The 12,563-nt window shown below is 60.5% G+C and carries 11 protein-coding genes; 6 read left to right on the top strand and 5 right to left on the bottom strand.

Features of this window, described 5'->3' with window-relative positions:
- Positions 1–39: 39 nt before the first annotated feature.
- Positions 40–1,194, bottom strand: a complete 1,155-nt coding sequence (gene algW, locus HX783_RS08395) for a Do family serine endopeptidase AlgW (protein ID WP_177016570.1) — start codon at positions 1,192–1,194, stop codon at positions 40–42.
- A gap of 102 nt (positions 1,195–1,296) precedes the next feature.
- Between algW and HX783_RS08390 the strand changes: the two genes are divergently transcribed.
- From HX783_RS08390 to cysN, 3 genes are all read left to right on the top strand, one after another.
- A complete protein-coding gene (locus HX783_RS08390; RefSeq protein WP_159954092.1) occupies positions 1,297–2,055 on the top strand; it encodes a Nif3-like dinuclear metal center hexameric protein in 759 nt (252 codons plus the stop codon).
- A gap of 256 nt (positions 2,056–2,311) precedes the next feature.
- The gene (gene cysD / locus HX783_RS08385; RefSeq protein ID WP_017137614.1) at positions 2,312–3,229 is read left to right on the top strand and encodes a sulfate adenylyltransferase subunit CysD; all 918 of its coding nucleotides are present in this window, start codon (positions 2,312–2,314) and stop codon (positions 3,227–3,229) included.
- A 9-nt stretch (positions 3,230–3,238) separates the two neighbouring features.
- Positions 3,239–5,137 (top strand): sulfate adenylyltransferase subunit CysN, encoded by a 1,899-nt coding sequence (gene cysN, locus HX783_RS08380; RefSeq protein WP_177016569.1) that lies wholly within the window; start codon positions 3,239–3,241, stop codon positions 5,135–5,137.
- 159 nt (positions 5,138–5,296) lie between these two features.
- Here the strand turns inward: cysN and HX783_RS08375 are convergent, their stop codons facing one another.
- From HX783_RS08375 to HX783_RS08365, 3 genes are all read right to left on the bottom strand, one after another.
- Entirely contained in the window at positions 5,297–6,193 is an 897-nt protein-coding gene (locus HX783_RS08375) for an acyltransferase (RefSeq protein ID WP_177016568.1), read from the bottom strand.
- Positions 6,194–8,293 (bottom strand): phosphate acetyltransferase, encoded by a 2,100-nt coding sequence (gene pta, locus HX783_RS08370; RefSeq protein ID WP_177016567.1) that lies wholly within the window; start codon positions 8,291–8,293, stop codon positions 6,194–6,196. It abuts the gene before it with no gap.
- A 79-nt stretch (positions 8,294–8,372) separates the two neighbouring features.
- Complete coding sequence (locus HX783_RS08365) at positions 8,373–8,663, bottom strand: DUF3565 domain-containing protein (protein WP_159961317.1); 291 nt, start codon at positions 8,661–8,663, stop codon at positions 8,373–8,375.
- Here HX783_RS08365 and HX783_RS08360 point away from each other — a divergent pair.
- Positions 8,662–9,147: a peptidylprolyl isomerase gene (locus HX783_RS08360; RefSeq protein ID WP_027606858.1), complete on the top strand. Its 486-nt coding sequence runs from the start codon at positions 8,662–8,664 to the stop codon at positions 9,145–9,147. The two genes, HX783_RS08365 and HX783_RS08360, sit on opposite strands and share 2 nt — an antisense overlap.
- Before the next feature lie 277 nt (positions 9,148–9,424).
- On the opposite strand, the gene rpsT is transcribed toward HX783_RS08360, so the two are convergent.
- The gene (gene rpsT / locus HX783_RS08355) at positions 9,425–9,703 is read right to left on the bottom strand and encodes a 30S ribosomal protein S20 (protein ID WP_003171647.1); all 279 of its coding nucleotides are present in this window, start codon (positions 9,701–9,703) and stop codon (positions 9,425–9,427) included.
- Positions 9,704–9,956: 253 nt separating this feature from the next.
- On the opposite strand from rpsT, the gene murJ reads away from it, so the two are divergent.
- Together murJ and ribF are read left to right on the top strand one after the other, a co-directional pair.
- Positions 9,957–11,495 (top strand): murein biosynthesis integral membrane protein MurJ, encoded by a 1,539-nt coding sequence (gene murJ / locus HX783_RS08350; RefSeq protein WP_177016566.1) that lies wholly within the window; start codon positions 9,957–9,959, stop codon positions 11,493–11,495.
- Positions 11,496–11,614: 119 nt separating this feature from the next.
- On the top strand, positions 11,615–12,553 hold the full coding sequence (gene ribF / locus HX783_RS08345; RefSeq protein ID WP_064450635.1) for a bifunctional riboflavin kinase/FAD synthetase: 939 nt from the start codon (positions 11,615–11,617) through the stop codon (positions 12,551–12,553).
- Positions 12,554–12,563: the final 10 nt, after the last annotated feature.

The following is a 12,563-nucleotide window of genomic DNA, read 5'->3' as shown; positions in this document are numbered from 1 at the left end:
ATTAGGTTACAGGAGCCCGCGAACGGGCTCCCAACACTGTTATTCCTCTTCTTTCACCGGCGCCGGTGGTGGGCGCAAGCCGATTTCCGCCAGCAGTTTGATCTCTTTACCGTTGCGCATCACCTGGATTGCCACCTTGTCGGTCGGCTTGATCCGCGCCACCTGGTTCATCGACTTGCGGCCATCACCGGCCGGTTCGCCATCGATGCTGAGGATCACATCGCCCAACTGCAGGCCGGCTTTCTGCGCCGGGCCGTCGCGGAAGATACCGGCGACCACGATGCCTGGGCGTCCGGTCAAGCCGAACGACTCAGCCAACTCTTTAGTCAGCGGCTGTACTTCAATGCCCAGCCAGCCGCGAATCACCTGGCCGTGCTCGATGATCGACTTCATCACTTCCATCGCCAGCTTCACCGGGATCGCAAAACCGATGCCCTGGGAGCCGCCGGACTTGGAGAAAATCGCGGTGTTGATGCCGGTCAGGTTGCCATTGGCATCCACCAACGCGCCGCCGGAGTTGCCCGGGTTGATCGCCGCGTCGGTCTGGATAAAGTCTTCGTAGCTGTTGAGCCCCAACTGGTTACGCCCGGTGGCGCTGATGATGCCCATGGTCACCGTCTGGCCGACGCCGAACGGGTTGCCGATGGCCAGCGCCACATCACCGACGCGCAGCCCTTCGGAGCGGCCGATGGTGATCGACGGCAGGCTCTTCAAATCGATTTTCAGCACCGCGAGGTCGGTTTCCGGGTCGCTGCCGACCACGCGGGCCAGGGTTTCGCGGCCGTCGCGCAAGGCCACCACAATCTGGTCGGCGCCGGTGGTCACGTGGTTGTTGGTGAGGATGTAGCCTTCCGGGCTCATGATCACCCCGGAACCAAGGCTGGACTCCATGCGGCGCTGCTTGGGCCCGTTGTCGCCGAAATAGCGGCGAAATTGCGGGTCTTCAAACAACGGGTGCGCCGGTTTGTTGATGACTTTGGTGGTGTACAGGTTGACCACCGCGGGCGCGGCGATGACCACGGCGTCGGCGTAGGTCACCGGACCTTGCACCACCGAGCTGCTTTGCGGGGCTTGTTGCAGGTTCACATCCAGGCTGGGTAAGCCCACCCACTGGGGATAACGCTGAATAATCAGCATCGCGATCAGCACGCCAGCCAACAATGGCCATCCAAAAAAACGCAGTGCCTTGAGCATCAAGTAAGTCCTGACAGGTTGCAGGGGGCGGGAGAGCGCCCATAATGTCGCGCATTATACGAGGCTGCGAGCGCCTCGGAACGGGATATTTAGGAGTCTTTTATGGCCGTCCCCCTTACCACCCTCGTCGAGGAAGCGGACCGCTACCTCGGCAGTGCAAAAATTGCCGATTATTGCCCCAATGGCCTGCAGGTCGAGGGTCGCCCGCAGGTGATGCGCATCGTCAGCGGCGTGACCGCAAGCCAAGCCCTGCTGGACGCCGCTGTCGAGGCTCAGGCCGACTTGGTGCTGGTGCACCACGGTTATTTCTGGAAAGGCGAAAACCCGTGCATCACCGGCATGAAGCAGCGCCGCCTGAAAACCCTGCTCAAACACGACATCAGTTTGCTCGCCTACCACCTGCCGCTGGACCTGCACGCCGAGGTGGGCAATAACGTGCAACTGGCCCGCCAGCTGGACATCACCGTCGAAGGCCCGCTGGACCCGAGCAACCCGAAAATCGTCGGCCTGGTCGGCTCCCTCGCCGAGCCGTTGTCGCCTCGCGACTTCGCCCGCCGTGTGCAGGACGTGATGGGCCGCGAGCCACTGCTGATCGAAGGCAGCGAAATGATCCGCCGTGTCGGCTGGTGCACGGGCGGTGGCCAGGGCTACATCGACGACGCGATTGCGGCCGGCGTCGACCTGTATTTGAGCGGCGAAGCCTCCGAGCAAACCTTCCACAGCGCGCGGGAAAACGACATCAGTTTCATCGCCGCCGGGCACCACGCCACTGAGCGCTACGGTGTCCAGGCATTGGGCGATTACCTGGCCCGACGGTTTGCCCTGGAACACCTTTTCATCGATTGCCCCAACCCGATCTAAAGAACACCAAGGATCAAATGTGGGAGCGGGCTTGCTCGCGAAAGCGGTGTGCCAGTTGATACATATGTCGACTGACACTCCGCTTTCGCGAGCAAGCCCGCTCCCACATTCGACCGAGTAGGGCCAAACTCGGAGGCATATTCATATACCGTTTCGATCTAGCCAGCTCCCTGAATAGAAGAAGGTGCTGTGCTAGCATGCCTCGCTCGAACACGGCCCGCTGGCCGTCCATAAGATCGTTTTTCCGTGAGTAGCCATGGTCGACAAACTGACGCATCTGAAACAGCTGGAGGCGGAAAGCATCCACATCATCCGCGAGGTCGCCGCCGAGTTCGACAACCCGGTGATGCTCTACTCGATCGGTAAAGACTCCGCCGTGATGCTGCATCTGGCGCGCAAGGCTTTCTTCCCGGGCAAGCTGCCGTTCCCGGTGATGCACGTCGACACCCGCTGGAAATTCCAGGAGATGTACAAGTTCCGCGACAAAATGGTCGAAGAGCTGGGCCTGGACCTGATCACCCACGTCAACCCGGATGGCGTGGCGCAGGGCATCAACCCGTTCACCCACGGCAGTGCCAAGCACACCGACATCATGAAAACCGAAGGCCTCAAGCAGGCCCTGGACAAGCATGGTTTCGACGCAGCCTTTGGCGGTGCCCGTCGCGATGAAGAAAAATCCCGCGCCAAAGAGCGTGTGTACTCGTTCCGCGACAGCAAGCACCGCTGGGACCCGAAAAACCAGCGCCCGGAGCTGTGGAACGTCTACAACGGCAACGTCAACAAGGGTGAGTCGATCCGTGTGTTCCCGCTGTCCAACTGGACCGAGCTGGACATCTGGCAGTACATCTACCTCGAAGGCATCCCGATTGTGCCGCTGTATTTTGCCGCCGAGCGGGATGTGATCGAAAAGAACGGCACGTTGATCATGATCGACGACGACCGCATCCTCGAGCACTTGTCTGACGAAGACAAAGCCCGAATCGTCAAAAAGAAAGTACGTTTCCGTACCCTTGGCTGCTACCCATTGACGGGCGCGGTGGAGTCCGAAGCCGAGACGCTGACGGACATCATTCAGGAAATGCTCCTGACGCGAACTTCCGAGCGCCAGGGCCGTGTCATCGACCACGATGGTGCAGGCTCGATGGAAGATAAAAAACGTCAAGGCTATTTCTAAGGGGCTGTCATGTCGCACGTATCTGATTTGATCAGCGAGGACATCCTCGCCTACCTGGGCCAGCACGAGCGCAAGGAAATGTTGCGCTTCCTGACCTGCGGCAACGTCGACGACGGCAAGAGCACCCTGATCGGGCGCCTGCTGCACGACTCCAAGATGATCTACGAAGATCACCTGGAAGCCATCACCCGCGATTCGAAGAAGTCCGGCACCACCGGTGACGACATCGACCTGGCCTTGCTGGTCGACGGCCTGCAGGCCGAGCGCGAGCAGGGCATCACCATCGATGTTGCCTACCGCTACTTCTCCACCGCCAAGCGCAAATTCATCATCGCCGACACCCCCGGCCATGAGCAGTACACCCGCAACATGGCCACCGGTGCCTCTACCTGTGACCTGGCGATTATCCTGATCGACGCCCGCTACGGCGTGCAGACCCAGACCCGTCGCCACAGCTTTATTGCTTCGCTGCTGGGTATCAAGCACATCGTGGTGGCCGTGAACAAGATGGACATCAATGGCTTCGACCAAAGCATCTTCGAGCAGATCAAGGCCGATTACCTGAAGTTCGCCGAGGGCATCGCGTTCAAGCCGAGCACCATGGCGTTCGTGCCGATGTCGGCGCTCAAGGGCGACAACGTGGTGAACAAGAGCGAGCGTTCGCCTTGGTACACCGGCCAGTCGCTGATGGAAATTCTCGAAAGCGTCGAGATCGCCAACGACCGCAACTACACCGACCTGCGTTTCCCGGTGCAGTACGTCAACCGTCCGAACCTGAACTTCCGTGGTTTCGCCGGCACCCTGGCCAGCGGCATCGTGCACAAAGGCGACGAAGTCGTGGTGCTGCCGTCAGGCAAGAGCAGCCGCGTCAAATCCATCGTCACCTTTGAAGGTGAGCTGGAACACGCCGGCCCAGGCCAGGCCGTGACCCTGACCATGGAAGACGAGATCGACATCTCCCGTGGCGACCTGCTGGTGCATGCCGACAACGTGCCGCAAGTGACCGACGCCTTCGACGCCATGCTGGTGTGGATGGCCGAAGAACCGATGCTGCCGGGCAAGAAATACGACATCAAGCGCGCCACCAGCTACGTGCCGGGTTCTATCACCAGCATCGTGCACCGCGTGGACGTGAACACCCTGGCCGAAGGCCCGGCGAGTTCGCTGCAATTGAACGAGATCGGCCGGGTCAAGGTCAGCCTCGACGCCGCCATCGCGCTCGACGGCTACGACAGCAACCGCACCACCGGTGCGTTTATCGTCATCGACCGGTTGACCAACGGCACCGTGGCTGCGGGCATGATCATTGCGCCGCCGGTCAATCATGGCGGTTCTGCGCAGCACGGCAGCCTTGCTCATGTCGCCACCGAAGAGCGTGCTCTGCGCTTTGGCCAGCAGCCGGCCACGGTGTTGTTCAGCGGCCTGTCGGGCGCGGGCAAAAGCACCTTGGCCTACGCGGTTGAACGCAAGCTGTTCGACATGGGTCGTGCAGTGTTTGTACTGGATGGCCAGAACCTGCGTCACGACCTGAACAAGGGCTTGCCGCAGGACCGCGCCGGGCGTACCGAGAACTGGCGTCGTGCCGCTCACGTGGCGCGCCAGTTCAACGAAGCCGGCCTGCTGACCCTGGCTGCTTTCGTTGCTCCGGATGCCGAAGGCCGTGAACAGGCCAAGGCGCTGATCGGTGCCGACCGCCTGCTCACCGTTTACGTGCAAGCGTCGCCGCTGGTGTGCGCCGAGCGTGACCCGCAAGGCTTGTACGCTGCCGGCGGGGATAACATCCCTGGCGAATCCTTCCCGTACGACGTGCCGTTGAATGCCGATCTGGTGATCGACACCCAGGCCCTGTCGCTGGAAGACAGCGTCAAGCAAGTGCTGGAACTGTTGCGCCAGCGCGGCGCGCTCTAAACCTCGCCGCCACAAAAAAGCCCGCCACCGATTACTCGGTGGCGGGCTGATCGTTCCCATGCTCTGCGTGGGAATGCCGCTCTGGACGCTCTGCGTCCGCTCTTGAAGTTGTGACGCGGAGCGTCACAGGAAGCATTCCCACGCAGAGCGTGGGAACGATCATCTGGCTGGGTAATCCCTGTGCAGCTTGTCCAGCAACGCATCCTTGTCTTCCCACAGCTGGTTGATCCAGCCCTGAAACGCCAACCGATACTCACCATCCTGCTCGTAATTCTTGCCAATAAACCCGGCCGGAATCTGCACCTCTTCAAAGTGCACCACCACGTCCTTCACATTCCCACAGAGTAAATCCCAATACCCCGGGCGCCCGGCAGGGTAGTGAATCGTCACGTTCACCAGTGATTTCAACTGCTCACCCATGGCATCCAGCACAAACGCGATCCCGCCGGCCTTGGGCTTGAGCAAATAGCGAAATGGGGATTTCTGCTGGGCATGCTTGCCCGGCGTAAACCGTGTGCCTTCGGCAAAGTTGAATATGCCCACCGGGTTGTCGCGAAACTTCGCACAGGTCTTGCGCGTGGTTTCCAGGTCTTTGCCTTTCTTCTCCGGGTGCTTCTCCAAGTAGGCCTTGGTGTAGCGCTTCATGAACGGAAAGCCCAACGCCCACCACGCCAGGCCGATCACCGGCACCCAGATCAACTCCTGCTTAAGGAAGAACTTCAACGGGCGAATGCGTCGATTGAGCACGTACTGCAGCACCATGATGTCCACCCAACTCTGGTGGTTACTGGTCACCAGGTATGAGTGCTGATAGTCCAACCCCTCAAGGCCAGTCAGGTGCCAGCGCGTGCGGCGTACCAGGTTCATCCAGCCCTTGTTGTTGGTGACCCAGGCTTCATGGGTGTGGTTCATCAGCCATTCACTGAAGCGCTTGGCAAACGGCAGCGCCTTGAACAGCGCGACGATAAACAGAAACGAGCACAGCAGGATCGTGTTCAGCGCCAACAACAAGGACGCGATCACCCCGCGCACGGCGGCAGGTAGAAAATCCAGCATTTAGATATCCATAGGTCGGTTGGCGGCTTGAATCGCAGTCAGTGCGATGGTGTAAACGATGTCGTCGACCTGAGCGCCGCGCGGCAGGTCGTTCACCGGTTTGCGCAGGCCTTGCAGCATCGGCCCCAGGCTTACGCAATCGGCGCTGCGTTGCACGGCTTTGTGCGTGGTGTTGCCGGTGTTCAGGTCCGGGAACACAAACACCGTGGCTTTGCCGGCGACCAGGCTGTTGGGCGCCAGCTGCCGTGCGACGGTTTCGTTGGCGGCGGCGTCGTACTGCAACGGCCCGTCGATCAGCAACGAGCTTTGCTGTTCGTGGGCGAGCAGGGTGGCTTCACGAACTTTTTCCACTTCTTCGCCGCTGGCCGAGTCACCGCTGGAATAGCTGATCATTGCCACGCGCGGGGTAATGCCGAACGCGGCGGCCGAGTCGGCGCTTTGCAGGGCGATTTCCGCGAGTTCCGCAGCGCTCGGGTGCGGGTTCATCACGCAGTCGCCGTACACCAGCACCTGCTCGGGGAACAACATGAAGAACACCGACGACACCAGGGTGCAGCCCGGCGCCGTTTTGATCAGTTGCAGGGCAGGGCGGATGGTGTTGGCAGTGGAGTGAATGACGCCGGAGACCAGGCCGTCCACTTCGTCCAACGCGAGCATCATCGTGGCGATCACTACGGTGTCTTCCAGTTGCTGCTCGGCCATCGGCGCGTTGAGGCTCTTGCTCTTGCGCAGCGCGACCATCGGTTCGACATAACGCTGGCGGATCAGGTCCGGGTCGAGAATCTCCAGACCATCAGGCAGCTCGATACCGTGGGCGCGGGCGACCGCTTCTACATCTGCTGGCTTGGCCAGCAACACGCAGCGAGCAATGCCGCGCGCCTGACAGATGGCGGCAGCTTGCACAGTCAGCGGCTCGCTGCCTTCGGGCAACACAATGCGTTTGTTGGCGGCCTGGGCGCGCTGGATCAGTTGATAACGGAATACGGCAGGCGACAGGCGCATCTCCCGTGGCGTGCCGCAGCGTTGGTGCAGCCAGCGCGCATCGAGGTGGCTGGCGACAAAGTCAGTGATGATTTCCGCGCGTTCGCGGTCATCAATCGGGATCTCTTTGTTCAGGCTGTTGAGCTGATTGGCGGTGTCGTAGGAGCCGGTGCTCACGGACAGTACTGGCAGCCCGGCCTGGAACGCGCCACGGCACAGATCCATGATGCGTGGGTCGGGCAGCGTGTCGCTGGTCAGCAACAGCCCGGCCAGCGGTACACCGTTGATTGCGGCCAGGCTGACCGCGAGGATGATATCGTCGCGATCGCCTGGGGTTACCACCAGCACGCCGGGTTTGAGCAGCTCCACGGTGTTACGCATGGTGCGGGCACAGATGATGATCTTGGTCATGCGTCGGCTTTCATAGTCGCCGGCGTTGAGGATCTGTGCGCCCATCAGGTCAGCCACGTCGCGGGTGCGCGGCGCGTTGAGTTCGGGCTGGTAGGGAATGCAGCCGAGCAGGCGGAAGTCACCGCTGCGCAACAGGGGCGAATGCTCTTTGAGGCGCGCCGAGAAGGCTTCCATGCTTTCGTCGGTGCGCACTTTATTGAGGATTACGCCCAGCACTTTCGGGTCTTTGGGGCCGCCGAACAGCTGGGCCTGCAACTCCACGCGGCCGGACAGCTCGGTGAGCACTTCGTTTTCCGGCGCCGAGACCAGGATCACTTCGGCATCGAGGCTCTTGGCCAGGTGCAGGTTGACCCGCGCCGCATAGCTGGCGCTGCGGGTCGGCACCATGCCTTCGACGATCAGCACGTCCTTGCCCACAGCGGCTTGCTGGTAAAGAGTGATGATCTCTTCGAGCAGCTCGTCGAGCTGGCCGTCGCCGAGCATGCGCTCAACATGGGCCAGGCCCAGCGGTTGTGGCGGTTTCAGGCCGTGGGTGCGCGCCACCAGTTCTGTGGAGCGTTCGGGGCCGGTGTCGCCCGGGTGCGGCTGGGCAATCGGTTTGAAGAAGCCGACTTTCAGCCCGGCCCGTTCAAGGGTACGCACCAGCCCAAGGCTGATGGAGGTCAGACCCACACCAAAATCGGTGGGCGCGATAAAAAAAGTCTGCATGCGAATTCTCTGGAGGTGCATGGCTTCGGTGGCGCTCTATGGCTGAGCACCTACCGGGAATCAGACGCCAAGGTTATCGTTATTCGTGCTGTTGCGCACACCAGCCGCACGCAAAGGGTTGGCCTATTTTTTCAAGGCGTTGCGCGGGGTCGAGTACCCAGGCGCGGGACTGCCAGGGCGGCTGGTGGCGCAGGTGTTGGGTGTGGCCGCAGGACAGCTCGGCGACCCAGTGCCCGTCGTCATCCTGTCGAAAGCCGATGATGAAGGATGCCGTTGATCGGCCCCGTCTGTCCGGGTTGTGTTCGCTTTCGGGCAAATCCTTGTTTAGACTTGTCCGTTCTTCATTCTTATGCAAAAGGTCTCGCCCCATGACGATCGCCGCTAACAAGGCTGTCTCCATCGACTATACCCTGACCAACGACGCTGGTGAGGTCATCGACAGCTCCGCCGGCGGCGCGCCGCTGGTCTACCTGCAAGGCGCAGGTAACATCATCCCGGGCCTGGAGAAGGCTCTGGAAGGCAAGAGCGTCGGTGACGAGCTGACCGTCGCCGTAGAACCTGAAGATGCTTACGGCGAATACTCCGCCGAACTGGTCAGCACCTTGAGCCGCAGCATGTTCGAAGGCGTTGACGAGCTGGAAGTGGGCATGCAGTTCCACGCTTCCGCGCCGGACGGCCAAATGCAGATCGTCACCATCCGCGACCTGGACGGCGACGACGTGACTGTCGACGGTAACCACCCTCTGGCTGGCCAGCGCCTGAACTTCCAAGTGAAGATCGTTGCCATCCGTGACGCTTCTCAGGAAGAAGTGGCCCACGGCCACGTTCACGGTGAAGGCGGTCATCACCATTGATTGTGGTTTGATCAATAGGTAGCAAAACGCCCCGACTGGTTCGGGGCGTTTTTTTTTGCCTGCAATACGCCGCGGTCAAGAATGTGGGAGCGGGCTTGCTCGCGAATGCGGTGGGTCAGTCAGCACATGCATTAACTGATGCACCGCATTCGCGAGCAAGCCCGCTCCCACAGGAGACTGTGGTGATTCTGTAGGCAAACAAAAATGCCCCGGACCTTTCGGTACGGGGCATTTCTTAACTGTTACGCAACCTGGGTTACGCGGCAGTTGTTACCACTTAGGCTGCTGCAGCGACGTTCAGAGCCTTGATGTGGCCATTCAGGCGGCTCTTATGACGAGCGGCCTTGTTCTTGTGGATGATGCCTTTATCGGCCATACGGTCGATAACTGGCACGGCCAGAACGTAAGCAGCTTGGGCTTTTTCAGCGTCTTTGGTGTCGATGGCTTTAACTACATTCTTGATGTAGGTACGAACCATGGAACGCAGGCTGGCGTTGTGGCTGCGACGCTTCTCAGCCTGTTTTGCACGTTTTTTGGCGGAAGGTGTGTTGGCCACCGTCGAGCTCCTCGAAAGACTTTTTAGGAAATAGCAAACAAAATAGGCCGCGAATCATGCCGATGACTTGATGGGTTGTCAAGGGCGGCTGATGCGAACTGCTGAGTGGTCGATCTGAAGAGGCGGGTGATTTATTTCCGGCGCTTGACCTGTAAACTCGCGAGCTTTGGCTCTGTGCTGTTGCAGGCGCGCAGTATCGCATAAGTGGGCGCTTTGTTCGCCTGCTCTTTATCTATAGGCGCAAACTCTTTCAATGAATCTGCTCAAATCGTTGGCTGCCGTCAGCTCTATCACGATGATCTCCCGGGTTTTGGGGTTCGTGCGTGACACCCTGCTGGCGCGCATTTTTGGCGCCAGCATGGCCACGGATGCGTTCTTTATTGCCTTTAAATTGCCCAATCTGCTGCGGCGAATCTTTGCCGAAGGCGCATTTTCCCAAGCGTTCGTGCCGATCCTGGCCGAATACAAGACCCAGCAGGGCGAAGAGGCCACCCGCACCTTTATTGCCTATGTATCCGGCCTGCTGACCCTGGTACTGATGCTGGTGACCATCGCCGGCATGCTCGCCGCGCCTTGGGTGATCTGGGCCACCGCCCCCGGTTTCGCCAATACCCCGGAAAAATTCGCGCTGACCACTGATCTGCTGCGGGTGACCTTTCCTTATATATTGCTGATTTCCCTGTCGTCCCTGGCCGGTGCGATCCTCAACACCTGGAACCGCTTCTCGGTGCCGGCCTTCGTGCCGACATTGCTGAACGTCAGCATGATTATTTTCGCGCTGTTTCTCACGCCGTACTTCGACCCGCCGGTGATGGCCCTGGGCTGGGCGGTGCTGGCCGGTGGCCTGGCGCAATTGCTGTACCAGCTGCCGCACCTGAAAAAGATCGGCATGCTGGTGCTGCCGCGCCTGAACCTCAAGGACACCGGCGTCTGGCGCGTGATGCGCAATATGCTGCCGGCGATCCTTGGCGTCTCAGTCAGCCAGATTTCGCTGATCATCAACACCGCCTTCGCCTCGCTGCTGGTTTCAGGCTCGGTATCGTGGATGTATTACGCCGACCGTCTGATGGAGCTGCCGTCCGGCGTACTTGGCGTAGCGTTGGGCACGATTCTGCTGCCGACCCTGGCGCGCACCTACGCCAGCAAAGACCGTCAGGAATACTCGCGCATTCTCGACTGGGGCCTGCGCCTGTGCTTCATGCTGGTGCTGCCATGCTCCCTCGCGTTGGGGATTCTGGCCGAGCCGTTGACTGTCTCGCTGTTTCAATACGGCCAGTTTGACGCGCATGACGCACTCATGACCCAGCACGCGCTGGTCGCTTATTCCGTCGGGCTGCTCGGTATTATCGTGATCAAAGTGCTGGCCCCAGGCTTTTACGCCCAGCAGAACATCCGCACGCCGGTCAAAATCGCGATTTTCACGCTGATCGTCACGCAACTGCTCAACCTGGTGTTTATCGGCCCGCTGGCCCACGCTGGCCTGGCGTTGGCGATCAGCGCCGGCGCCTGCATCAATGCCGGCCTGCTGTTTTATCAACTGCGCAAGCAGCAGATGTACCAACCGCAGCCGGGCTGGGGCATGTTTGCCCTCAAGTTGCTGGTGGCGGTTGCGGCCATGTCGGCGGTACTGCTCGGCCTGATGCACTTTATGCCAGCCTGGGACCAGGGCCATATGCTGGAGCGCTTCATGCGCCTGGGCGTGTTGGTGGTCGCAGGCGTGTTGGTGTACTTCGGGATGTTGCTGCTGCAGGGTTTCCGACTGCGCGATTTCAATCGCAAGTCGTTGGGATAGAGAGTTTGCCGCGATAAAACGGATGTTTTATCGATTCGATCCATTTGGCCTGCGCTGTTGCCTGTCGTCCGGGGCTGGGTGTGGTTATAATCGACCACTTTATGAGCAAGAAGCGCGTTATGCAGCTGGTTCGAGGTCTCCACAACCTGCGCCCCGAGCATCGGGGCTGCGTCGCCACTATTGGCAACTTTGACGGTGTTCACCGTGGCCACCAGGCTATCCTGGGCCGGCTGCGTGAACGTGCGGTCGAGTTGGGCGTGCCCAGCTGCGTGGTGATTTTTGAGCCGCAGCCACGGGAATTCTTTACCCCTGAAACGGCACCGGCCCGCCTGGCGCGCTTGCGCGACAAGCTGCAGCTGCTGGCGGAAGAGGGCGTAGACCGTGTGCTTTGCCTGGCCTTCAACCAGCGTTTGCAAAGCCTCAGCGCCGCCGAGTTCGTCGACCGTATTCTGGTGGATGGCCTGGGCGTACAGCACCTGGAGGTCGGCGACGACTTCCGTTTCGGTTGCGACCGCGTCGGGGATTTCGACTTTCTGCAACACGCCGGTGTGAATCAAGGTTTTACCGTCGAAGCCGCGCAAACCGTCGAACTGGACGGCCTGCGCGTGAGCAGTACCCAGGTGCGTAACGCCCTGGCCGCTGCCGACTTCGCCTTGGCCGAGCGCTTGCTCGGTCGCCCGTTCCGCATTGCCGGGCGGGTATTGCACGGTCAGAAGCTGGCGCGCCAACTCGGTACGCCAACCGCCAACGTGCAACTCAAGCGCCGTCGTGTGCCACTCACCGGGGTTTACCTGGTGAGCGTCGACATCGACGGCCAATCGTGGCCGGGAGTCGCCAACATAGGCGTCAGACCCACGGTTGCAGGTGATGGCAAGGCCCACCTGGAAGTTCACCTTTTGGATTTTGCCGGTGATTTGTATGACCGGCGTTTGACGGTGGTTTTCCACCAGAAGCTGCGTGAAGAGCAGCGTTTCGCCTCCCTTGAGGCGTTGAAAACGGCGATCAATGCGGATGTCGCCGCCGCCCGTGCACTAGCCGCACCTAGCGCCCATCGCTAACCGAAGAGCC

The organism is Pseudomonas sp. D2002 (assembly GCF_013385735.1).
GTDB lineage: Bacteria > Pseudomonadota > Gammaproteobacteria > Pseudomonadales > Pseudomonadaceae > Aquipseudomonas.
This window is presented reverse-complemented; position numbering and strand designations above follow the sequence as displayed.